This window comes from Gardnerella sp. DNF00476 (assembly GCF_049262735.1).
Taxonomy (GTDB): domain Bacteria; phylum Actinomycetota; class Actinomycetes; order Actinomycetales; family Bifidobacteriaceae; genus Bifidobacterium; species Bifidobacterium vaginale.
Map to the genome: position 1 here is coordinate 348,219 of NZ_CP058401.1, position 23,466 is coordinate 371,684.

Sequence of the window (23,466 nt, forward strand, 5' to 3'; positions counted from 1 at the left end):
CGTTTTTTATATTAACTAAGACAAGTCTTTCTTGATATTTCAACGAAAACTCGATTTGTTGACACACCTTTTGCCGCTTATCTGAATTTTTTACCCCACAACTCTTCACTCTGCCTATCTCTTACCACGCATTTGTTTATCAAAACGCCAAATATGGGAACAAATGCGGGATAAAAAAAAAACAAAAATACTACAAAATAACCCACTCGCGCAAATCAGCCGCGCTAATGCAAGTCTCTGCAAATTCTACAAACTTTTATCTATCAACTTGTCTAGTTCATTCAACCTATTCTTAGCGTGGCAAATCAACTTTTTCTCATCAATAGTTTTCTTACCAAAGAGCACTTCCTTAAGAACACTAGCTGCTGTAATATTTGGATTATTTTTATACGAATCAGAATCATATATACATTTTTCGTCTCGCTTGTAAATCTGAATTCTGTCAAATATTTTCGATTGTTCTAATTTCAACAAGTTATCTACTATATTGTTCACAATATTGTCGTGATGATCCTTAGGAGTTGCCCTAGCACTTTTAGGATCTTCCAAATACATTTCCCTGTAGCGAATCAGCGTACTGATCCATGACAATTCAGGTTTTGTTGCAATGACAGCAAGAGAAACACGGTAACCACGATCTATCAACATTTTCGCAGTACTACTAGGAACTTCAACACTGCGCAAAGTACCTTCAATTATGAGATTATATTTTTTAGAACTTAACTCATCAATTAAGCTTCTCACCATTTTTGCTGAAAAAGCACTCGTATATTTAACACTTTCTTTACCGTATTTATCAAGCAACTCGCAATAATAAGGGTGTTGAGTCCTATAGCTATCAGCATCAAGGATTATTATGTTACCGTTAAATTCTTTTTGTTTTATTACATGAATGGTCGTTTTGCCAGCACCACTTTGACCACCGAGTAAAACCGCCTTAGGATGCAAATCTGCATGCTTATACATTTGTAAAGAACGTAAATTTCTTAACAAACAGTGAGTAAAATACTCTTCGCTAAAATCTTCTATAACCATAGCAAAATCACACTTACCCATATTTTTCTATACGATTGTTAACTATTTTTATTGCAACTTACGTATTCAAGCAAGCGTTCTATGCCATCTAAATATCCGATATAACGATTTATATCTTCAAAATTTGTAGATGTATAAATCTTTGTATTAATTACATCTGATAAATCATCACTAATTGCAATCCATGCATTAGAAGAATCATCAAATTGTATATTCATACTATCCTCGTATTTATATAAACGAGCCAGTAAAAGTGCGCCACGCTCCTTTAAAACTTCAATCTTCATATTCAAATCGTATTTATCAGATGCAGATAATTCTTTTTCATGTACGATATCAAAAAGAGAAACCTTGAATTTATCACAAATCTTATCTATTAACCTAGTTGAAATAGCACTTGTACCATTTTCGTATCGCACAATGCTATTACGAGATACTCCTAATGCTTCAGCTAACTCTTGTTGAGTTATTTTTTTTGAGCGACGTAGTGCTCGAATATTCACAGAAACCATATATACGCCCTTTTATAAAAAATCTGCAATAACAATTAATTCAAAATTAAGATTTAAGATTTATTTGTGATATAAGCATATAACAAAAAACATTGAAGCACCAATTTTGGTGCAAAATCTTTACAAAATTTTTAAACTCTCACAACACATACAAAAATATTAAATTGCTCAATAATTGAAAATAAAAAGGGTCATAAGCCAAAATAAAAGATTTAAAGAAAACAAAAAGGCTCGGAGAGTTGACGCCCCTAGTAGCATCTATCTCCAAGCCCTTAATAATCACAGCACTATTACTGTCCCTAGCAAAAACAGCACTGCTAATTACCCTCAACAGTCAACTCACAAGATCAGCATCACCAGAATCCACTGCGAAAAAAGGAAATTAAGCAAAACAGTAAAAACCAGTAATGCAATCCTGCAAGAAAACTTGCGACAGAAATCAAAGAAAACTACCACAGTTGAGAGCAAAATTATAGAAGTGAGCGCACTGAAAAATACGCAGCACGCTCACCGATAACACTTAACGTGCTTTTTAACTTAGTGACGCATCTTGCGAACAGCAGCACCCATACCAGCAAGCATAGAAGCAGCCAAAGCAGTCAAAGCAACACCAACACCAGCATTACCAAGCTGCTCGCCAGCCTTACCACCATGACCATTACCACCCTTGGTGCCCATACCAGCAAGCTCACCCTTAGCAGCAGCAGCGGCACCAGCCTTACCAGCGGCTGGAGCAGCAGTCTGAGCCTTAGCCTCAACCTTCTTAGCCTCAGCCTTAGCAGCAGCAGAAGCAGCAGGGAAATCAGTAGAAACTGGGTTCAAAGTGTTAGGATCAGCAAAGCCCTTAACAGCAGAAGCCTCAACCTCAACAGCCTTATTAAAAGCAGCACGATAATTCACAAGAGCAGTATTATAAGCAGTAGCAGCAAGCAAAGCCTTACCACTCTTCTCTCCGAAATTCTTCTCAGCATCAGCATACTCATGAGTCCTATAAGCATTAGCCTTAGACTGAGCAGCCTTCAAATCAATAACAGCAGCCTTGTAAGCATCAGTATCAGTCTTACCAGCCACGCGAAGAGCCTCTTCACGATCAGCAGCAGACTTCACCTGAGCATCCAAAGCAGCCATCTGAGTCTTAGCAGCCTCAAAATCAGCCTTAGCCTTAACAAACTTCTCCTGAGCATCCTTATTAGTAGCATCAGCCTCAGCAAGCACAACCTGAGTACGCATCAACTCAGCAGAAGCAGCAGACTTAGATGGATCAGCAGTCTGAACAGGTTTAGTCTGATCTGGCTTAGTCTGATCTGGCTTAGTCTGATCTGGCTTGGTCTCACCAGGCTTAGTCTGATCTGGCTTAGTCTCACCGCCTGGATTCACACCACGCAACGCGTTCAAATAACGCTGATTGGCTTCAACCTGAGCCTTAGCAGCAGCAACAGCCTCAGTCTGAGCTGTAACCTTAGCATCAGCAGCATCAAGAGCAGTCTTCAAATCTTCAGCTTTCTTCTCAAGAGTCTTGCATTCAGCATCTGTATCCTTAAGCTTCGCTTCAGCTTCAGTATTAGCCTTATCTAAACTCTTGTATTCTTCAGACCGCTTATATTCTGCAGTAGCTTTAGTCTTATCGAAATCCTTATCGTTAACATGCTTTCCAAGATAAGCAGTCAAGCCATCTTCCACTGCCTTCTTAGCAGCTTCTGCAGCCTTCTTAGCAGCATCAAACTTGGTTTTAGCATTCTCATAAGCCGTCTTAGCTGCAGCTTGGGCGCTTTGAAGCTTGACCAAACTTATCTCTGCAGTTCTCACAGCACGCTGGCTTTCACGAAGAGTCTTGTTAGCCTCATGAATTTGTACAGCATCAGCAAGAGCATCACCTTTGGCACCAGCGAATGCTGGGGTTGCCATTGCGAAGCCGGCAAGCAAAGTTGCGCCAGCAGCGAAAGCGGCGATAGCCTTCTTATTCATCATTTTAATTTCCTTTCTTCTTCTCCTCCACGTAAAACACGCGAAGAGAAATTTTAAACATCCAACAACATTCCGAAATATTGTGGATAACCACCATCTAGAGCATCTAGCTAGCAGCTGTTATTAACATACCCCCCCCCGTTTAAAAAAGTCAAGAGGCAATCACACAAAACAAACAGAAAAAAATAATGTTATACACAAACTAATCCACAATAAAAACTATTTTCATCATAATATTTGTGGATTAACACTAATAAAACCGTAAAAACACATTGTTTCAAGGTTTTTAAAGAATTTTCCCAGACTTTTCTCAGGAAACTACTCGAACAAGAACACTAACACTATAAAACCATTGAAAAATCAACATTCCACACACATCACACACGCAACACGCCGACACCATGCATCGCCACACAGCGCCACACAGCGCCACGCCAACACAAACCAACATCAAACGAAATGCCATGCTACAAGGCAATCACACCCAACTAGATTCCCGCGTTTGTTCCCTTTTTTAGCAAAATAGAAACAAACACGGACGCGATACCTGCCTTCGCGCTCAAAGCGTAGCGCGCGAATGCACTTCGATTCCCGCATTGCTTCTAAAAATTTGCTGCAAAAGTACAAATTCTCGAGCAAGTGTTGTATACTAAAATCACAAAAGATAACATATGTGAGCAAAAATGAACACAGAACTGATGGAAAATGTGCATATCACAATCTGTATGTTTTTCAATCTTTCTATTTCAGCTTTTGCTTTATATGATGATTTTTTGCCTTAAAAAATATATAGCGACCTTATACAACCAAGTTCGTATAACAAATCTTATGCAATACTTTTGCGTAAAACATGCAAGAAAGGCTTCAAAATGACAGTCCTTGTAACAGGTGGATGCGGGTACATTGGCGCACACGTTGTTCACGCACTACATCAAGCCAAGCAAAACGTCGTCGTAGTGGATGACCTTAGCTATGGCAAACCAACTCGCATCGAAGGCGCGCGACTTTATGGAATGGATATATCTTCTCCAGACGCTGGTGCGCGACTTGCACAAATCATGAAGGATGAAAATGTTGACTCCGTTATTCACTTTGCAGCGCGCAAGCAGGTTGGGGAATCTGTAGAAAAGCCGCTTTGGTACTATCAGCAGAATATAAACGGCATGCTTAATGTTTTAGAAGCTATGCGACAAAGTGGAGCAAAAAAACTCGTGTTCTCGTCTAGTGCTGCAACATACGGCGAGCCTCCTGTAGAGGTTGTTCCAGAAGACGTTGTACCAATGCTTCCAATTAACCCATATGGTCAAACAAAGCTCTTCGACGAATGGATGGCACGGGCATGTGAAAAACCATACGGCATTCGCTTCTGCGCCCTACGCTACTTTAACGTTGCAGGCTGCGGACCTGTTGAGCTAGAAGATCCAGCTATACTGAACCTTATTCCTATGCTTCTTGAACGTTTACAGAAAGGCAAAGCGCCTGCAATTTTTGGCAGCGACTACCCTACTCCAGATGGCACTTGCATTCGCGACTACATTCATGTTTCCGATCTTGCAGATGCACACATTGCTGCACTATCATACTTGGATCGCGACGAGCGCAAGTACGATGCGTTTAACGTTGGTACTGGAAAGGGCACATCAGTGCGCCAGATTGTTGAAGAGATTCGCAAAGTTACGAAATTGCCATTTAAAGAGGCAATTCTAGATCGTAGAGCTGGCGACCCACCTCAGCTAATTGGCAGCCCGAAGCGAATCAACGAAGAAATGGGATGGCATGCAAAATACAACGTGCAAGACATAGTTGAATCTGCATGGAAAGCTTGGCAAGCAAATCCAGAACATCATATTGACGTTGATACTTGGAAGCAGCAAGACTAAAACAAGATACATAAAAATAAAGACGCATAAACAAAGACACATAAACAAAATAGCTCCTTCGTAAAACGCAACATATGAATCTAAATCACAACATATGTTTATAAACGAAGGAGCTATTTACATTATTATTTATAATTATTTAAATTTGCATTATTGCCAACCAGCCAACAATTAACACAAAACCACTAAGCACACAAACACACTAATGCATACATCAACACGCATCAACAAAGTTCGCTTCGCATAACAGCTACACTTTCTCCAAGCAATGACGCATCTTGTTCTAATGCTGGGAATCGCACTCTTACAGCCCCAAATAGCTTGCTATCAATCCTGCTGTTAATCGCAAACTGCATATTAGCAATAAAAGTATCGTTAATAATACTGCTATCACCATTTACTACCACATCTTCAATACCATTCATAGCTATAGGAATGGCTAATATCTTACCCAAAGAAGTTCCAGCCTGAGTAATAATCCTATCTTTTTCCGATGGAGCATCCGCAATACGCTGTTGCAAACGCGGAATCGATATAAGTGTTTCCAAACATCCTCGTTTACCACAACGACATAAAAGACCATCTTCATCAACAACAACATGTCCAATTTCGCCTGCAGTAAATTTTCCGCCGTCAACAATCTTATTAGAAATCAGTGTTCCTGCACCAACACCACGAGCGATTTGTATGTATATTAAATTACTCGATCCATTAGCAAGTTGTTTTTCTCCCAAGGCTGCAGCATTAGCATTATTATCAACACGAACCGGAACATTAAATATTTTTCGCAAATCATCCGCCAGTGTAACATTTTTCCAACCTAGATGAGGTGCTGATAGAATTTTCCCTTCATCGTCAATAACTCCAGGAGATGAGATACCAATTCCCAATAGTGGTGCCGTAGTCTTTTTACGCAAATCAACGATTAAAGACACAATATCATCTACAGAAAGCTTGTCATCTAAACGAATCGGAGTTTGAATACGCTCTATAACATTTCCAACAAGATTTGTTATAGCTCCAACAATCGTATTCTCTCCAGCAATGTCAACAACTATTATTTGCCTAGAATTCTCGCATAAATGCAATAAAACTGCAGGCTTACCAGGGCACGTTGCAGACTTTGTTTTGCCTTCTTTTACAAGACCGTCGGAAATCAAGGATTCTACCACTGCGGATGCAGACGATTTAGATATACCAGTTAATTTTGCCACATCAGATCTCGAAAGAATATAATTTGAGTAAAGAAGATTTAAAACATTACAACGATTCTTCTTACGAATATCTTCTGGCGTAAATGAGATCAATCTATTACGCGAATCATCAGAGTCTTTCATTCTTTGTTTCTCCTAAGATTCCCACACTAGGTAATTATTTATTTTTATCATTTTATTGCGCCTTGCATAGAACCAAACGTAAGACCATGTTGAATAATCAAGAAGAAAACAATCACTGGCACAGAGAAAATCAGAGATGCAGCCATCTGAGCACCAACATCAACTCCTGAAGGTGTAGCAAATGACGCCAACCATACAGGAAGAGTGTATTTTTCTTGAGTTTTCATAAAAGTATACGCTATTAAATAATCATTCCATGCGTGAATACAAGCAAATACTGATGTTGCGATAATCCCTGGAGCTGCAAGCGGAAATGTAATCCTCCACAAAATTTGCCATTCACTAGCACCTTCAACACGAGCTGATTCAAAAATAGACATTGGCATAGCCAAGAAAAATCCTCGCAAATTCCAAATTGCCACTGGAAGCACAGCAGTAACATAAGCTAAAACTAAACCAACGTAAGTATCAAGCATTCCAAAACGATTGAAAACAATGAATTGTGGTATAAGAATTGCTGTTGCTGGAATCATTTGCACAACAATCACAGCAGCCATAATAAGCTTTCTGCCAGCAAACGCGTGCATAGTTAAAGCAGCACAAGCCAAAAACGCTACAATAACCGCAATAACTACACTCAACACTGTTACCAACAGACTATTGCAGGCATATGAAAGCATTGAATCAGAAGAAAAAGCATCATGCATATGTTCAAACGACCAGTGACTTGGTAACAAAGTTGGCTTGGATTGTAGAACTTCGTTTCGAGGTGAAAATGCCGTAACACACATCCAATACACGGGGAAAATCCATACAATAATAAACACAAAAGCAAGCAACGTGTTAATAATTTTATTCAATGTAACACGCCTACGAAGCAAATCCAATAAGGTAACTATCTTCATAGCTCATCACCATTCTTTAGAAGTCGTCGAATATAGTAAACCGTGGCAAAAAAGAGTATCAGAGTAGTTACCACGCTTATTGCAGAGCCTTGTCCAATAGAAAAATTAATAAATGCTTTCTTATATGTAAAAACTCCAACGGTTGCAGTAGATTCACGAGGACCACCCTGAGTAAGTAACCATATTTGATTAAATACGTTGAAATCCCATATGCAAGAAAGTATGGTTATAGCCGTTAATTGTGGAGCCAACATAGGTACTGTAATTTGCCAATATATACGCGTTTTTGAAGCTCCGTCAACTGCCGCAGCCTCAGCATATTCAGGAGCAATCTGCTTTTGTACAGCATATAAGGTAATAGCAATATATGGAACAGCCTGCCATACGATTATTAATCCAATACAGCAAAAAGCTAAATTCGTGTTACTAGTCCACGAAAGATTGCGAATATTGCCAAAAATTTTTAACTGAGTTAACAGCCAACCTACTACTCCATAACCAGGTTGAAACATCCATTTAAACACTAATGCAGCAGCAACATTAGGCATTGCCCATGCAGCTACAAGAACAATGGACATAATCACCCTTACTACTGCAGATTGTTTAAACATGGTTTGCGCAACCCACATCCCTATGAGCACGCTAGTAATAACGAGAAATGCAGCAAAAGCAATTGTGATTCCTAGAGAATAGTAGAATCCTTTGTCTGCAAAAAGAGTTAAATATTGCTGAATACCAACGAATTCGAATTCTCCAGTGAACAACGATCTAGCATTAAAATTGCTAAGAGATGCTACAACAAGCATAAGTAGAGGCAAAATAACCAACACTATAAGTAATATGCAAGCTGGAAGTAGCATTAGAGCTGGAACTATTTTACTAGCACTTTTACTAGCAGATTTACTAGCAGATTTACTAGCAGATTTACTACTATAATTTTTGCTAACTTTTAGGAGCCTCATAAGTCACCACCAACCTGATTATGAGAGAAAATCTCTTGTGCATGGTCATGAAATACGCGTGCTGCTTGCAAAACAGATTTTGCAGACATAGCAGATGAAGCGAATAATTCTTTGAGAGAACCATCTGCTTCGATAGTTGACCATCCAGGAGCTGCAGGAGTTGATTGAGATACTCTAGCTGTTTCGAAGAATCCTTTTTGCACCTCGTCTAAATCGCGAGAATGTAAATATTCATCCAACAAGTCAATACTATTAGGAAGCCAACCATCGTGTTCCACTATCCACTTACGCTGAATTAAAGGGCTTGCAGCAATGCGTATCCATTTTAATGCCAACGCAACGTTGCTACTTCTAGACGGTATTGCCCAGTCTGAACCAGCAAGAACAGAAGGTTGTATACCCTTACCATTTATGCTTGGCATTGGAAATGTGGCAAAATCTTTTCTAGAAAGAGATGGATTAATTGAGATTGCCTTTGTAACAGCTGCACTATTTGTCAATACTGCTGAAGCTTTTTGTTGAGCTAGTATTTGCGCTTGATCAGGATTATTTATTTCTGCAGATCTTGATGCTTCTGTTGAGAATGCGTTTTGAAAATCTGCCCATTTTTTAAGTCCTTGTAAGGTTTTCTTACTTATTGCAGACGAATGCCATTGCATTCCATTGAATGAAGCTAAGCTTCCACCACAATCCCAAACAAATTGCATTCCAGCAAACCAATTCTGTCCTGGAAGATACATTGCACTAAAATCCGCTTCATTTTTGTGAGCTTGTTTTATTGTGTTAAGTGCAGAAATCAGCTGAGTAAAAGTTGTTGGCTGATTTGTTATTCCAGCTGAAGACCATATGCGTTTGTTGTAAATAACAACTCTAGATGCTGCAAATGCTGGGACAGCATACAGCTTATCTTTATAAATAGCTGGCTCTCGTAATCCTTTAAGCCAACGTTTACCTTGTGAAAGCATTTTTTCGTGTTCTGTTATATCTAGTAATCCTCCACTTGCTGCAAAATCCGCTATTTTTGTATTACCAATATCAACAACATCTGGCGGACGAGATGTAGATAATGCAGTTGTAAGTTTTGTAGAAATACCGTCCCAGGGCTGAACTTGTACATGTACTCGCACGCCTGTTTGTGCTTCAAACTGTTTGTTGATTGCGTTAAGTGTTTCTTTTGTAAAATCGTCTTGCATAACCCACACTGTTATGCCATTTTTGGATGAGGATTGGGAAGATACGCTGCTTGTTGGCGCTCCTATAGAGCATCCACTAAGCATTATTGCCATTGCTAGCGTAATAACCGCATAAGCAGTACACTTTCCGTATATTCGTCTCATGCGCGCTCCTTGAAAACATATTTGGCTTCGCACCATTGCTTAAGCCGTATTACTATTCTACACCTTCATAAGTACGATTTCCGCACTTATTAAATTTTGTAAAATACATGCAAAAAATGAATCAAATAGTTTATAAGACAAAGAGCGACACGCTCATAACTGTTGGAATTAAAACGATTCGACGACAAAGTTTGATTTTTGATAATTTAAATGCGATGATAGATATACTTTATTTTTTAACCAATAATTAGAAAGTAAAGCGAACTAAATATGTTCAGTGAAGAACCCTATACATAACATAAGCCAAACAAAAAGTTCATTGATGAACAACAAACAAAGGATAAAAATGGCTAGAAATACGATGATGGATTTTTTGTCCAATAAACTTGCGCCGTTTGGTGAAAAAGTCGCAGCACAACGGCATTTGAAAGCATTGCGTGAAGGCGTGCTTATGGCAATGCCTCTTGTACTTATTGGTTCCATTTTCACATTAATTGGAAGCTTCCCTATTGAAGCGTGGACCAAATGGCTTCACACACACGGCGAATTAGATGCTTTACTTAGCACTATGGCAAATAATTCCTTTGGATTAATCGGTCTAGCAACCGCATTTGGAATTTCATACAGACTTGCAGAATCATACAAAACAGACGGACCTTCTGCAGGAGTTCTTGCAATCGGCGCATTCCTTCTCGTAACTCCACCAATCGCAAGCAAAGAAGGAGCAAACGGCATTCCTTACGGACTTATTGGCGGAAAAGGTTTATTTACAGCAATTGTTATAGCATTCATAACCGCAGAAATATATCGCCAGTTTATTCAACGTAAATTCACAATTAAAATGCCAAAAAGCGTTCCAGAAGCTGTTGGACATTCGTTTGCAGCACTCGTGCCAGGAACAGTAATAATTGTTCTATTTGCAATAGTAACAAAAGTTTTGCAAGTCACAGGAATTGGCAGCCTCAATAATCTTCTCGCTATTATAGTTGGAACTCCATTAGCTCTTATTGGTGCAACACTTCCAGGAACATTCGTTGCCGTACTCCTCAACTCCGTATTCTGGTTCTGTGGCGTAAACGGCGGTCAAGTTGTTGGTTCTGTTATGAACCCAATCTGGCTTCAGCAAGCCGACGCCAATCGTATTGCTTTGCAAGCTGGTCACGCGCTTCCTAACATCATCACTGCACCGTTCATGGATTTGTTCGTGTACATGGGTGGCGGCGGAGCAACAATCGGTCTTGCGCTCTGCCTTCTCTTCTTCTCAAGGAGCCGCGAATACAAAACATTGGGTCGCATTTCAGGCATACCAGCATTGTTCAACATCAACACTGCTATCCTCTTCAGCTTCCCAACCGTTCTCAATCCTATTATGATCTTCCCATTCATCTTTACGCCTATCATCAATGCTGTAGTAACATACGGCGCTATGGCAACAGGATTAGTTCCTTACACCACTGGTGTCGCACTACCATGGACGACTCCACCAATCATCGGCGGATTCCTTGCTACAGGAAGCTGGCAAGGTGCTGTATTACAAGCACTGCTTGTAGTACTATCCTTTATAATCTACTTCCCATTCTTCAAGGCAGCAGACGCAGCTCATTCTAAGGCTGAAAAGGATTTGATGGATAGCAAGAACAGCGCTACTTCTAAGGAGGATTAATTAACATGTTGTCTAAGACACTATATGTTCAAGCTAATCCTAATACTGGTGAATTTATTTACAATGAGATGGAACGCCTCTGCAAAAGAATGTTTGGCATGAAAATAACGCCTGCAAGCACACTAGAAGAGGCAGATTTCAAGCTTTTATCCGACGAGCATAAGCAACGTGCGAATCTAAAAGATGCTTTTAGCTTGAAAGTGACTAGCGCAAAAATCTCAATTCACGCTAATACAGATGTAGCACTATTAATTGCCGTTTACAGGTTTGCTTACGAGTTTGGAGCAAGATTCCTAAGACCAGGCAGAAGCAACGAAATACTACCTTCTCTTAGCGAAGAAGACTTTGAAAAGGCAAATATTCAACTTGATGAAACGGCGAGTTTTGCTCATAGAGGTGTATGCATCGAAGGAGCCGACAAGATTGAGAACATAGTCGATTTCATTGATTGGCTTCCTAAAATTGGCATGAATAGCTTCTTTATACAATTTGAAAACCCTTACCCATTCCTCAAACGTTGGTATGAGCACGAGTTTAATCCGTATCAAGAGAAAGAGCCATTCAGCATTGATATTGCGCAACAAATGAGTGATTCTGTTGATGAAGCAATGCAAAAGCGCGGTATTGTTCAGCATAGAGTTGGACACGGTTGGACTGGTGAAGTTCTAGGATACTCCTCAAAATACGGCTGGGAATCAGGCGTTAGTCTTCCAGAAGACAAGAAACCACTAGTAGCCGAAATTGCAGGGAAACGAGAACTGTTTAACGGCGCTCCAATATTAACGAGTCTAGATTTTGCAAATCCAGAAGTAACTAAGCAACTTGTTGATATTGTTGTATCGTATGCTCAAGAACATTCAGACGTAGATTATCTGCACGTATGGCTGTCTGACGCTTGCAACAATATTTGTGAATGTGAAGAATGCAAAAAGACATTCCCTTCCGATCAGTACGTTGATTTTCTTAACGCGCTTGACAAAAAACTTACGGAAAAAGGTTTGGACACTCATATTTGCTTCTTGCTTTACCACGAATTATTGTTTGCACCAGAGCATGCGAAAATTGCTAATCCAGAACGTTTCACCATGATGTTTGCACCAATTAGTAGAACGTTTGAAAAAAGTTACGCAGACGTTGACTACAAGAATGGTATTCCACAAACTGAAGCCTACAATCGCAACAATACAGTTATGCCGAACTCGCTAGAAGAAAATCTAAGCTACCTGTTTTCTTGGAAAAAAGCCTTCCAAGGAGATGGATTTGTGTACGATTATCCACTCGGACGAGCACATTATGGCGATCTAGGATACATGGCTATAAGTTCAACTATTTACCGCGATATTGCACATCTTAGTAAGTTAGGATTAGATGGATACATTTCTTGCCAAGAGCTTCGAGCAGGATTCCCACATAATTTCCCTAATTATGTTATGGGATCCATGCTGTGGAACAATACGCGCACTTACGATGATATAAAGCAAGAATACTTTGCATCACTGTATGGCAATAGTTGGAAAACTGCTGTAGATTGGCTGCAAACCGTTTCTTACCTTTCTTCATGCGATTATTTCAACGCCATTGGTGAAAGAATTAATCTAAAGCAAAGCGAACAGTTCAATGCCATTGCTTGCCTAGCGGACTCAATGGTAACAACTATTTCTAAACAGATAAGTAATGAAACTGGTCACATTGCTAACGAATGGTTGCTTCTCTCTTGGCATCGTGAATACGTTAAGAAACTTTCCCAAGCATTGCGAGAAATTTCTTGCGGACACAACGAACAAGCCCAACAATATTGGTACGAATTCCTTGATTTTATTAGAAGGGAAGAAAACAATATTCAACCGAATCTTGATGTTTACAGAGTAATCGAAGTAGCTAAAAACTACGCTGGATTCAAGCTTTAATCAAAAATAATCCAAAAGATCAATAAATTACCATTAAGAAGTGCCTTTGATCGTTTCTACAGGTTGAAAAACAAGTAGAGACTTTCAAAGGCACATTTTGTTTATATATTATTTGTCTATACGTTATATGCTATTTGTGCACAATATTTATACACAATCCTTAAGGCGATACTACTTAAGGCATACACCATTTAAGGCAGATACTACAAAATTCGCTCACCACTTGATGAAGGTACAGCCGAAAGAGCGCGCGGAGCAGCAAAACCACGTTTTGCAAACTCATCAGCAATAGCCTGAGCAATCGGCTTAGCCCTATTAGTATCAACTAAAGCAATAATAGAACCACCAAATCCGCCGCCAGTCATGCGAGCGCCATAAGCTCCCTCATTGCGAGCCACATCAACAGCAGTATCGAGTTCTGGAACAGTAACCTCATAATCATCTCTTAATGAATTATGTGACTGGTTCATCAATTCTCCCGCAAGAGTAATGTCTGTTTTATGGAAAGCCTCAACAAACTCTCGAACGCGATTTATTTCCGTAACAACATGACGCACTCTTCTCATCATTGTTTCGCCACCAAGCTTCTGCACTCGATTAAGAGTATCTTGTAAAGTCTGCTGTGAATCCTCACTATTAGAAATAGAATCAGCAACAGCACGCAAAGATGACACATTAAGCGCTTGAGCAGCCTCTTGACACATCATTCGACGAGCAGCATATTGACCATCATTAAGCTGATGAGGAGCGCAAGTATCTACAACCAGTAGTTCTAGATTATTCGCCGCCAAATCAAACGGCTGCTGGCTCACGCTTTGTAATGGCGTCAAATCTTTCTTGCAGTCCAACAGAAGCGCATTACCTTCAACACATCGCAAAGAAGCATTTTGATCCAAGCCTCCAGTTGAAGCTCCAGCCATTTCATTCTCTGCCATAATCGCCGCATGAATAAGCTGCACGCGCCCAACATCCGAATCAGATAATCCTAAGTCAAATGCATCACTTAAAGCGAGCGCAATAGAACATGTCATTGCTGCAGAAGAGCTTAAGCCTGATCCAAGCGGAACGCATGAAACAAACGCAGCATCAAAACCACGTACCTTTAAGTAGCCTGCTTTACGCAATGCCCACGCCACTCCAATAGCGTATGCCGCCCAACCTTTTACATCTCCAGCATGTAGATGATCAAGATCCGCTTGTTCGATTGACATAGGGTTAACGCTTGAAACTACTCTAACTTTTGTGTCTCTTCTAGGATGCAACGCAACAAAAGTGCGATGCGGAAGAGCGATAGGCAAGCATAATCCTTCGTTATAATCCGTGTGTTCACCAATAATGTTTACTCGTCCAGGGCTTGCCCATACTCCACCATTATCTTGCAAACGCATTCTGCAATATTCGCCAAAAGTCTCGCTGAATAGTGATGTTGCTTGTCTGGCACCATCATCATTCTTCACTGCTTCAATAAATGATACTGGCATAATAGCACTCCTTTGTACTCACAAATCATAATAATATTTAATATTACTAATATAGTTAATAACATTAGCCTAACTAGCCTAACTCGTCTAAATCAACCGCACCGAGTTCATGGAATCGTTGTGCAATAAGTTCTGGCGTAGTATCTGAAACCCACGCAGCCATACCAGACTCAGATCCAGCCAAATACTTGATTTTGTTAACATCTCTGCGGAATGAGAAGAATTGCAAATTAAGACGATAATTTTCACGACGAGGGTCATGCAATGGGGCTTGATGCCATGCTGCAATATATGGAAGATCCATTCCCAATCCATCTCCCTTATCGAAGAATGCGTTTCCGCGACGCAATAATGTTGAATACATTTGTGCCAAATCCCAACGCTCTTGGTCATCGAGCTGATCCAAAGAAAGAACATCTCTAACTGGAGCAACATGTACCTCTAGTGGCCAGCGCGCTGCGGCTGGAACATATGCCACCCAACTGTGATTTCTCATTACAATGCGCGAAGCATTATCAATCTCTGAAAGCATTAAATCTTTCAACAAATTACTGCCAGTGCGTTCAAAATAAGCTTGAGTATGTCGCAATTCTTGCTCAAGTCTAGGCGCAATAAACGGATAAGAATAAACCTGACCATGAGGATGAGCTAAAGTAACGCCAATTTCTGCACCATGATTTTCGAATGGGAATATTTGTTCAATGCCATCAATCTGGCTAATTTCAGCCGTTCTAAAAGCCCACGCCTCTACTACAGTTCGCAAACGAGATACTGGCAATTGAGCCGGTAACATATTTTCGTCTGGTCCGAAGCAAATCACTTCACAACGCCCAGCTGCAGGAGCCTGTTTCCATAGTGGATTGCCATTAAGATAATGAGGTTCACGGCTTACACCAGGAACTTGAACCATGGATGGAAAACGATTTTCAAAAACCACAACATCGTAATCAGTGTCTGGAACTTCCCCATCTTGATATGCAGAACCAGGTTTGCGAGCGGCAAGCGGATTGCCCTTAGTAAGCGCTCCAGGGCCAGCAGTGATTGGTCGATTCATGCGCGCTGTAGACATAGGAATCCAGTCTCCAGTAAGAGGATCTTGACGCATTTGCGGAGCTGCATACTGCACTTCATTACCATCCGCATCAATATGCGAGGCAAACCTATACGCTAATTTTCGAGGATCTTTCAATTCGCGCGTTTTAAGACCACTAACATAATCTGGGCTATCATCAAGATAGAAAAAGTCACGACCGTCAGACAATTTCGTTGCAGTAATGCGAATATGATTGCGAGCATACTCTCCTTGCTTATATGACTTATAAGAATTATAAGAATATTCGCCATTATTATTATCAGTAGCATTCTGATGATTTTGAACGTCGTTAAGTCCGTCGCCAAGTCCGTCATTAAGTCCGTCATTGATGTCCATGTTCATATACACCATTGTCCTTTTGATTTTAAATCTTTTGCTATTTTGTTATTTTGTATTTATTATTTTGTTTCTTTGCTTTTGCAAAGGTAAATCCACAACGACTCCTAAACAAAAAGCACATCTCAACTCTCAGAAAATGTTACTTTTTGTAACATAACGAGCGTTCTTGATGCTATTCTATCATATAATTGTGTACTTTGAGGGCATTTTATTACATATTTTGCAAAAATTCGCACTAAATAACTCATAGACGCAACATTACAAAAAATAACAATCCACCATTTACTAACACAAACTCAGGGTCTGCAGCGCATTCTACGATTAAGACTATGCCAAACAACATTAACGAGCTTATGGAAGCGCTAAACGAAACACAGCAACAAAGCGAAAAAACGCCACTCAGCCAATCCTTCCTGCTCGGTTTCGACACAGAAACAACGGGCGCAATTCTCGGCGAAGACTCCATTTGTTCAGCAACTCTTGTGCTCAGAAACCCACAAAATAAGACTCACAATGATGTGATAGCAACCTGGTTAATAAACCCGCACAAGCCAATTAATCCAAAAGCAAGCCAAGTCAACGGGTTTACGGACGAGTTCCTACAAGAAAACGGTGGGGAACCGACGGCGGAAATCGAAGCGTTGGCTGCGGCGGTAAGCCTCGCGCAGAGCAAAAATATTCCACTGCTTGCATACAACGCTCCTTTCGACGTTGAAATGCTAAGGCATGATTTAAAAAAATGGGATTTAACAAGCCTGAACAATCGCCCGAATAGCACAATCAACGATGGAGAAATTCTTGTAGTAGACCCATTAGTTATAGACCGCGCTGTTTCTAAGCGCACAGGCAAGCGAACACTTACGCATACAACACAATTCTACGGCGTAGAGCCAATAGGAGACTTTCACGACGCAACAGCAGACACTGTAGCCGCAGTAGACTTGATTAAGCCTATAAGCGAATTACATGAAGATGTTGCAAATCTTGAATTATGCGATTTAATGACATGGCAACGCAAAGCGTATACAAAGTGGAAAAACAGCTTCGACGAGTGGCTAAAATCCAAAGGAAAACCAGCTAGCAGCGGAAACTGGCTATAATTCAAAATCAAGAGGAACAAAATGAGCGAAAAAACAAATCTTCATCTAAACATGCTAGACGCAAGCACAATTTTAAAAAATTACAGACTTCTACGAGAAATTATCCAAAAACTCCCACAGACCAATACTGAACACTCAGACGAACAAAACAACTGCATAGAAAACAACATAGAAAACAACGATTTCGTGCATATTCGCAACGAAATCTGGTCTATGAACGCGGACGATTTTAAAAACTACAAAAAAACATACAACCACATAACATACGATTCACGAGATATTAAGAAAAACACTCTTCTGTTCATTAAAGGCAATTTTAAGCCAGAATATCTTAAAGACGCTGATAAAAATGGCTTAACTACATACGTTGCCGAGCAAAGTTACGCGGATTACACCAATGCAGTAGGACTTATAGTAACAGACGTTCGTAAAGCAATGAGCTTGCTTTCATCAGAATTCTTTGGAAACCCACAAGAAAGACTTAGAGTTATTGGAATTACGGGAACAAAAGGAAAAACAACAACAGCTTACTTCACTCATGCAATTTTAAACGAACATTCTGAAGGCAAAGCAGCCCTATTCTCCTCCGTTGACAATTGCTTAGATGGAAAAACATATGTTGAATCTAATTTGACTACACCAGAAAGCCTAGACGCATTCCGCATGATGAGCCAAGCCGTAAAAAACGGTATGAAATACCTAGTCATGGAAGTTTCATCACAAGCATACAAAGTAGAGCGAGTATACGGACTACACTTTAATGTGGCAGCATTCCTAAACATAAGCCCAGACCACATAAGCCCAATAGAACACCCAACTTTTGAAGACTACCTGTATTGCAAACGCCAAATCGTAAAAAACACTGACGCGCTTATACTCAATGCAGACTGCGCTCACGCAGACTTAATACTCCAAGACGCACAAAACGAATACGTGGACGTCACAACATTTTCAAGAGTACGAAAAGAAGAAATGGGCGAAAACATCTGCAACTGCCAAGCATGCAGCGATCATTCAGACATTCACCCTTACGAAAAAAGCGAAAAATATCCAGAACTTATTTGGACAAAATATGTAGCAATGCCAGTTTCATCAGACGCGCAAGAACATTATGTTGCTATTTTAGACAACGAAAGCAAGAAAAACAAAAAACAATTCGTACCTAATTACACAACTATAGACAAATTCAATCTAAAAATCGCAGGCGACTTTAACTACGAAAACGCCACTGCAGCAATCGCAATCGCAAACGCATTAGGCATAAATGAAAACACAGATCAAAAAGCCCTACATGCTATAGAAAACGTTCAAATATCGGGGCGAATGGAAGTCTTTAAAGACACAAAATCCAATACAGTTGCCATAGTAGATTACGCACACAACTACATTTCCACAAAATCTGTTGTCGACTTCGTATACGACAAATACGGTAACAATGATCTTAGAATCACGCTTGTAACAGGATCCACGGGAGACAAAGCCGTTGACAGGAGAAAAGAAATAGTTCAAGCTGCACAAGATCGAATCAACCAATTTGTGTTCACTCAAGAAGACACAAATGTCGAAGACGAAATGGACATTTGCAAATACATGCAATCTTGCGTAACCAATCCAAACGTTGAATCGCGAATTATTATAAACAGAGCTGAAGCTATTGAGTACAGTGTTGAAGAAGCAAGAAAAGATGCTAGAGAGAACAACAGACTCAACATAATACTTGCTATTGGAAAGGGCGACGAACGCTGGATAAAGGTGCACAACAAGCATGTTCCTTACGAAGGAGATTCGTTTATTATTAAACGCTTATTTAGCTAAGCACCTCTTTAGCTAAAGTCAATTCGCAATGTTTGGATGAGTATTAGCGCGCTGATCCTTAGGCTTCTTCAAGTCTGGATTAACGCGCTCAATAAGCATAGTTCGAGCGTCGCCAGCTGTAACAAAGCTTCCGCAAATCAACACTCCATGTCCGTATCCAACTCCAAGCTCATCGTCTTCGTCAACAAGATTCACAGCTTCTTGAATAGCGTCTGGAAGATCGTCAACGCGAATCACTCGATCTCTGCCAAATACGTTAACCGCAATCTTCTCCAAATCTTCTGGATCCATAACGCGATCACGCCAAGAGTTACGAGTAACAATAATCTTCGTTAAAATCGGCTCAAGAACACCCAAGTATTCTTCAACTTGCTTATCTGCCATCATTGCCACAACGCCAATAAGCTGCTCAAAATTATAATTCTCCTCGATTGTTTTACGAAGCGACTCAGCAGCATTAACATTGTGGCCGCCATCAATAATAATTGTCGGAGAAGTGCGCACTTGCTCAATGCGCCCAGGAACCTTAACTTGGCTCAAAGCCTCGGCAACCAAATCGCCATCCAAAGCGCCATTTACAGGCAGAACAACCTCCGCAGCAGCAAGCGCCGCCAAAGCATTATGCGCCTGATGCACACCAAACTTGTCAATCGGCACATCTTCATAAGTGCCATTAGGCGTGCGCAAAGTGGCAACTTGACCGCCAACAGCTGGAGTGCGCGAAATAACCTCTAGCTCGCCACTGCCGTCACTAAAGTCGCGTAAAAGCTTGGCATTATTGCGATTTGCCACCTCTTGAATAATCGGCAAAACTTGCGATTCGTGTGGCTGCGGCCCCAAAATCACAGTGCAATTTGGCTTAATAATGCCCGCTTTTGTGCGCGCAATCTCTTCAACCGTGTTTCCAAGCCATTGCATGTGATCCATGTCTACAGGACCAATAATCGCAGCATCAGCATTCATAACATTAGTGGCGTCCCATTCGCCACCCATGCCAACTTCCATCACGGCAACATCCACAGGAGCGTCAGCAAAAGCCCAAATCGCCATAGCTGTAAGAACTTCAAAAAAGCTCATGCGCGGCTTGCCATCAGCGTCCATGCGAGCGTCAACCATGTCTATAATGTCTTTCATTTGATCATACACGTCAACGAAATGGTCGTCGCTAATTTCCTCGCCATCAATCATGATTCGCTCATTTACGCGTTGCAAATGCGGCGAAGTGTAAAGACCTGTGCGCAAACCGTACGCGCGGCAAATCGCCTCCGCCATGCGAGCCGTGGATCCCTTGCCATTGGTGCCAGTAATGTGAATTACGTGCATCGATTGCTCTGGATGTCCCAAAATATCAAGTATTAGGCGCATTCTGTCTAAATCAAGATTCGTCTTATTATGTTCTGGAGAGCGTCGCATGATATCACGCTCAACATCAATAATGCGCTCGCCGCTACTATTTGGATGTTCCATAGACATTTTGTTTGTACTCCCCCTGATTTAACTCTCGCCATACGCTGTGTTCGTTATATGCGACATTCTTATGCTCATTTTTCCAACTATCTAGATTAGTAACTGTAGTGTTTTTGTTAGTGCGTATCGGCGTGTCGAAGTAGAAGTGCACTACAGATTCGTTAGATTTGTCTCACTCACGAGACATATGTAACAGTTTTTGGCTGTTTTTTGTTATATTTGCATCATTGATGAGACATTTGTAACGTTTTTTGGCTCAAATTCGTTAGATTTGTCTCGCTCACGAGACATTTGCAACGCGAGCGATATTCCTTGCTTGGCGTCGCGCAAGCGACTTTATAACGCGTTATAAATTTCTGCAATAGTAAAAAATGTTACAAATCATACAAAAAATTATTCAAAAAGGCGTGTTAGTGGAAACTAAATGGTAGAGTACTCGATGTCGTTTCCGCCCAGGCTGCGTAGGTCAAGAGACGATTTTAAAGAAATTACAATACGCAGCATCTAGTAGTTAAGGGACTCTTATGAGTGATATTTTCAATAATGAATCAAATAATGAATCAAATTACACGCAATCCAGCACGCCTATAACAGACAAGGCTCAGAATCAAGAAGAAGTTACGCCTACAATAATTAGCAGTCTTCGCTGGCGAGTGGCAGATATATCACTTGGAGCTGCTTTAGCTGCTTTGTTTGGTGTAATCTACTGGGGCTTTACTATTGTGTTCTTCTCCCAGATTTCACCTATTTTGCGAACGGTTTTGCCTGGATTTGGCAGCATTTTGCATGGCGTTTGGTACATGTCTGGTCCTCTTGCTCTTCTTTTAATTCGTAAGCCTGGTGCTGCGATTTATGTTAATGTTCTTGGTGCTGTATTCGAAAATATTCTTGGTCAACAATTCTCCGCATTCATGGTTCTTGCTTCTGCCGCTTTACAAGCTGTGTTTAGCGAAATTCCTTTTGCGATTGCCAAATATAAGAAGTATAACCTTACCTTAAGCGTTATTGCTGGTGGTCTTACAGCTATTGAATATGGTATTTATTTGATGTTCGTAATCTACCAAGGTAAGTCTGTAAATTATCTAACAATTCACATGATTTGTGAGTTTATAAGCGGTATTGTGATTGCTGGAATTATTCCTTGGATTTTGTTCGTTGCAGTTCGTAAAACTGGAGCTTTGAGTAATTTCGCTTCTGGAAGAGGACAAGCTACAGTAGCATAATTATTCGAGCTAAAACAGCTGGCGACTAGACTAGCAGAGCACATAAGTATGCATAGCAATACGAATTGTATATGAATAGTGTTGCATAGCGTGTTAAACGTTTATGGGTGTGTGCTAATCTAGTCGTTGCTGACTTTGTTAGCGTGGGGCTTTAGCTCAGTCGGTTAGAGCAGCGGACTCATAATCCGCCGGTCCAGGGTTCAAGCCCCTGAGGCCCCACTAGATAATCGCCTTAATGGCGTATAAAAAAGCTTCAACTCGTTTGATTCTAGGAATTACCTAATTCATCTTACAAGTTGAAGCTTTTTGTTTATATTCTTACAGACTACAGTCCTGCTTTAGAAAGATAGTCTGGGATTTCGCTCGGGTACTCTGGCCAGGCTCCTGCTTGAGTGCAAACGTACGCAGCAGTGTTGATTGCAGCACGATGCGCGTCTTTAAGCGAATCGCCAGCCAAAATCCTTGCAGTAAAAGTACCAGAGAACGAATCGCCAGCACCAACTGTGTCATTAACTTCCACATGAGGGGTCGGATATGTGGAGCTTTCTCCCGTCTTAGTAAAGATTGTGCTAAAAGTAGATCCGCCAGTCAAAATCACATAATCCAAGCCGTAGCGCGCCTGGAACCATTTGCAAGCCTCATTGTCTGAAGTTTCGCGAATATTGAACATGTCTCTAAGAAGAAGCAGCTCAGAATCGTTAAGCTTAAAAACAGTAGCCTCTTTGAGCAGAGCATCAATTAAATCTTTTGAATAATGATCGCTACGAATGTTAATGTCAAAGAACTTCATGGCGTTTGGCTTAGTGTGCTTTAAAAGCTCCAAAACAGTGTCGTGCGTTTCTTGCGATCTTAAGCTAAGAGTACCAAAGCAAATCGCGTCTGCTTTGCTAACAAGATCTACAAGTTCTCGCGTATAAACAATATGGTCCCACGCAATGTTTCGCACAATCGTGTATTCTGGAATGCCATTTTTAAGTTCCACATCTACTGTGCTAGTTGGCCAAGCATTGCGCTGAATAACGTGCTTGATCCCTGCTTTTTTAACTTCTTCAACAAGTTCATCACCGAGAGAATCTTCTCCAACCGCACTAATAACATAGCTTTCTGCTCCATTGCATTGCGCGTGATACGCAAAGTTGGCTGGAGCACCTCCAACTCGTTTTCCTTGTGGGAGCAAATCCCACAGTAGTTCTCCAAGCGAAAGAACGATTGGCTTAGTCATTATATTCCTTTCAAGAGCATCAATGATTTTGGCTACAACTTGTTGATTCAACATTTTTACCCGCAGCACGCCGATAATAAAATAATGCTGTTATAACAAAGCGATATAACAACATTATTGCGTTAAGATTAGATAAATTGGGTCTTTAGGATTTTGAACTTTACAACTCAACGGTTAGTTGCCACTTTTCCGCCGAAATATAAGAAAAGTGGCACTAATCTCA

At 40.6% G+C, this 23,466-nt stretch carries 17 protein-coding genes and 1 tRNA gene; 7 read left to right on the forward strand and 11 right to left on the reverse strand.

Annotated features, from left to right (window positions below; genetic code table 11):
- Positions 1–246: 246 nt before the first annotated feature.
- The 3 genes from HXT25_RS01455 to HXT25_RS01465 all read right to left on the reverse strand — a co-directional run bounded on the left by HXT25_RS01455 (position 247) and on the right by HXT25_RS01465 (position 3,515).
- Positions 247–1,035, reverse strand: a complete 789-nt coding sequence (locus tag HXT25_RS01455) for a zeta toxin family protein (RefSeq protein WP_032836350.1) — start codon at positions 1,033–1,035, stop codon at positions 247–249.
- 38 nt (positions 1,036–1,073) lie between these two features.
- Positions 1,074–1,547 (reverse strand): helix-turn-helix transcriptional regulator, encoded by a 474-nt coding sequence (locus tag HXT25_RS01460; RefSeq protein ID WP_004113003.1) that lies wholly within the window; start codon positions 1,545–1,547, stop codon positions 1,074–1,076.
- A 537-nt stretch (positions 1,548–2,084) separates the two neighbouring features.
- Entirely contained in the window at positions 2,085–3,515 is a 1,431-nt protein-coding gene (locus tag HXT25_RS01465; RefSeq protein WP_422118606.1) for a hypothetical protein, read from the reverse strand.
- Positions 3,516–4,381: 866 nt separating this feature from the next.
- Between HXT25_RS01465 and galE the strand changes: the two genes are divergently transcribed.
- A complete protein-coding gene (gene galE, locus HXT25_RS01470) occupies positions 4,382–5,392 on the forward strand; it encodes a UDP-glucose 4-epimerase GalE (RefSeq protein WP_004116755.1) in 1,011 nt (336 codons plus the stop codon).
- Positions 5,393–5,616: 224 nt separating this feature from the next.
- On the opposite strand, the gene HXT25_RS01475 is transcribed toward galE, so the two are convergent.
- From HXT25_RS01475 to HXT25_RS01490, 4 genes are read right to left on the reverse strand one after another with little or no spacing between them, the layout of a single operon-like run.
- Positions 5,617–6,729, reverse strand: a complete 1,113-nt coding sequence (locus tag HXT25_RS01475) for an ROK family transcriptional regulator (protein ID WP_004113009.1) — start codon at positions 6,727–6,729, stop codon at positions 5,617–5,619.
- 47 nt (positions 6,730–6,776) lie between these two features.
- Positions 6,777–7,634: a carbohydrate ABC transporter permease gene (locus HXT25_RS01480; RefSeq protein WP_004113011.1), complete on the reverse strand. Its 858-nt coding sequence runs from the start codon at positions 7,632–7,634 to the stop codon at positions 6,777–6,779.
- Positions 7,631–8,596, reverse strand: coding sequence for a carbohydrate ABC transporter permease (locus tag HXT25_RS01485; protein ID WP_285068819.1), 966 nt, complete (start codon positions 8,594–8,596; stop codon positions 7,631–7,633). Before HXT25_RS01485 ends, HXT25_RS01480 begins: the two co-directional genes overlap by 4 nt.
- Positions 8,593–9,933 carry an extracellular solute-binding protein gene (locus HXT25_RS01490; protein WP_009994219.1) on the reverse strand — a complete coding sequence of 447 codons (1,341 nt, stop codon included), beginning with the start codon at positions 9,931–9,933 and terminating at the stop codon, positions 8,593–8,595. The genes HXT25_RS01485 and HXT25_RS01490 overlap by 4 nt, the downstream gene beginning before the upstream one ends.
- A 346-nt stretch (positions 9,934–10,279) precedes the next feature.
- Between HXT25_RS01490 and HXT25_RS01495 the strand changes: the two genes are divergently transcribed.
- Both HXT25_RS01495 and HXT25_RS01500 read left to right on the forward strand, forming a co-directional pair.
- Positions 10,280–11,596, forward strand: coding sequence for a PTS sugar transporter subunit IIC (locus HXT25_RS01495; RefSeq protein ID WP_004113017.1), 1,317 nt, complete (start codon positions 10,280–10,282; stop codon positions 11,594–11,596).
- A 5-nt stretch (positions 11,597–11,601) separates the two neighbouring features.
- Positions 11,602–13,503, forward strand: coding sequence for a DUF4838 domain-containing protein (locus HXT25_RS01500; RefSeq protein WP_422118607.1), 1,902 nt, complete (start codon positions 11,602–11,604; stop codon positions 13,501–13,503).
- 203 nt (positions 13,504–13,706) lie between these two features.
- Here the strand turns inward: HXT25_RS01500 and galK are convergent, their stop codons facing one another.
- Together galK and galT are read right to left on the reverse strand one after the other, a co-directional pair.
- On the reverse strand, positions 13,707–14,984 hold the full coding sequence (galK, locus tag HXT25_RS01505) for a galactokinase (protein WP_004138635.1): 1,278 nt from the start codon (positions 14,982–14,984) through the stop codon (positions 13,707–13,709).
- Positions 14,985–15,057: 73 nt separating this feature from the next.
- On the reverse strand, positions 15,058–16,413 hold the full coding sequence (gene galT / locus HXT25_RS01510) for a galactose-1-phosphate uridylyltransferase (RefSeq protein WP_285089134.1): 1,356 nt from the start codon (positions 16,411–16,413) through the stop codon (positions 15,058–15,060).
- 332 nt (positions 16,414–16,745) lie between these two features.
- On the opposite strand from galT, the gene HXT25_RS01515 reads away from it, so the two are divergent.
- Both HXT25_RS01515 and HXT25_RS01520 read left to right on the forward strand, forming a co-directional pair.
- Positions 16,746–17,516, forward strand: coding sequence for an exonuclease domain-containing protein (locus tag HXT25_RS01515; RefSeq protein WP_004113025.1), 771 nt, complete (start codon positions 16,746–16,748; stop codon positions 17,514–17,516).
- Between the two features lie 21 nt (positions 17,517–17,537).
- Positions 17,538–19,331, forward strand: coding sequence for a UDP-N-acetylmuramoyl-L-alanyl-D-glutamate--2,6-diaminopimelate ligase (locus HXT25_RS01520; RefSeq protein ID WP_013399730.1), 1,794 nt, complete (start codon positions 17,538–17,540; stop codon positions 19,329–19,331).
- An 18-nt stretch (positions 19,332–19,349) separates the two neighbouring features.
- On the opposite strand, the gene HXT25_RS01525 is transcribed toward HXT25_RS01520, so the two are convergent.
- Positions 19,350–20,804 (reverse strand): bifunctional folylpolyglutamate synthase/dihydrofolate synthase, encoded by a 1,455-nt coding sequence (locus HXT25_RS01525; RefSeq protein ID WP_285068880.1) that lies wholly within the window; start codon positions 20,802–20,804, stop codon positions 19,350–19,352.
- 518 nt (positions 20,805–21,322) lie between these two features.
- On the opposite strand from HXT25_RS01525, the gene HXT25_RS01530 reads away from it, so the two are divergent.
- Both HXT25_RS01530 and HXT25_RS01535 read left to right on the forward strand, forming a co-directional pair.
- The gene (locus tag HXT25_RS01530; RefSeq protein WP_004116727.1) at positions 21,323–22,021 is read left to right on the forward strand and encodes an ECF transporter S component; all 699 of its coding nucleotides are present in this window, start codon (positions 21,323–21,325) and stop codon (positions 22,019–22,021) included.
- Positions 22,022–22,166: 145 nt separating this feature from the next.
- Positions 22,167–22,240: transfer RNA gene (locus tag HXT25_RS01535), tRNA-Ile, on the forward strand.
- A 106-nt stretch (positions 22,241–22,346) separates the two neighbouring features.
- Here HXT25_RS01535 and HXT25_RS01540 read toward each other — a convergent pair.
- The gene (locus tag HXT25_RS01540; RefSeq protein ID WP_004114510.1) at positions 22,347–23,243 is read right to left on the reverse strand and encodes a carbohydrate kinase family protein; all 897 of its coding nucleotides are present in this window, start codon (positions 23,241–23,243) and stop codon (positions 22,347–22,349) included.
- Positions 23,244–23,466 lie beyond the last annotated feature (223 nt).

Coding starts and splice junctions, on each gene's coding strand:
- HXT25_RS01460 (WP_004113003.1), bottom strand. CDS start 1,547: ATGGTTTCTGTGAATATTCGAGCACTACGTCGCTCAAAAAAAATAACT.
- galE (WP_004116755.1), top strand. CDS start 4,382: ATGACAGTCCTTGTAACAGGTGGATGCGGGTACATTGGCGCACACGTT.
- HXT25_RS01515 (WP_004113025.1), top strand. CDS start 16,746: ATGCCAAACAACATTAACGAGCTTATGGAAGCGCTAAACGAAACACAG.
- HXT25_RS01520 (WP_013399730.1), top strand. CDS start 17,538: ATGAGCGAAAAAACAAATCTTCATCTAAACATGCTAGACGCAAGCACA.
- HXT25_RS01485 (WP_285068819.1), bottom strand. CDS start 8,596: ATGAGGCTCCTAAAAGTTAGCAAAAATTATAGTAGTAAATCTGCTAGT.
- galK (WP_004138635.1), bottom strand. CDS start 14,984: ATGCCAGTATCATTTATTGAAGCAGTGAAGAATGATGATGGTGCCAGA.
- HXT25_RS01490 (WP_009994219.1), bottom strand. CDS start 9,933: ATGAGACGAATATACGGAAAGTGTACTGCTTATGCGGTTATTACGCTA.
- galT (WP_285089134.1), bottom strand. CDS start 16,413: ATGGACATCAATGACGGACTTAATGACGGACTTGGCGACGGACTTAAC.
- HXT25_RS01540 (WP_004114510.1), bottom strand. CDS start 23,243: ATGACTAAGCCAATCGTTCTTTCGCTTGGAGAACTACTGTGGGATTTG.
- HXT25_RS01475 (WP_004113009.1), bottom strand. CDS start 6,729: ATGAAAGACTCTGATGATTCGCGTAATAGATTGATCTCATTTACGCCA.
- HXT25_RS01500 (WP_422118607.1), top strand. CDS start 11,602: ATGTTGTCTAAGACACTATATGTTCAAGCTAATCCTAATACTGGTGAA.
- HXT25_RS01530 (WP_004116727.1), top strand. CDS start 21,323: ATGAGTGATATTTTCAATAATGAATCAAATAATGAATCAAATTACACG.
- HXT25_RS01525 (WP_285068880.1), bottom strand. CDS start 20,804: ATGTCTATGGAACATCCAAATAGTAGCGGCGAGCGCATTATTGATGTT.
- HXT25_RS01455 (WP_032836350.1), bottom strand. CDS start 1,035: ATGGTTATAGAAGATTTTAGCGAAGAGTATTTTACTCACTGTTTGTTA.
- HXT25_RS01480 (WP_004113011.1), bottom strand. CDS start 7,634: ATGAAGATAGTTACCTTATTGGATTTGCTTCGTAGGCGTGTTACATTG.
- HXT25_RS01495 (WP_004113017.1), top strand. CDS start 10,280: ATGGCTAGAAATACGATGATGGATTTTTTGTCCAATAAACTTGCGCCG.
- HXT25_RS01465 (WP_422118606.1), bottom strand. CDS start 3,515: ATGATGAATAAGAAGGCTATCGCCGCTTTCGCTGCTGGCGCAACTTTG.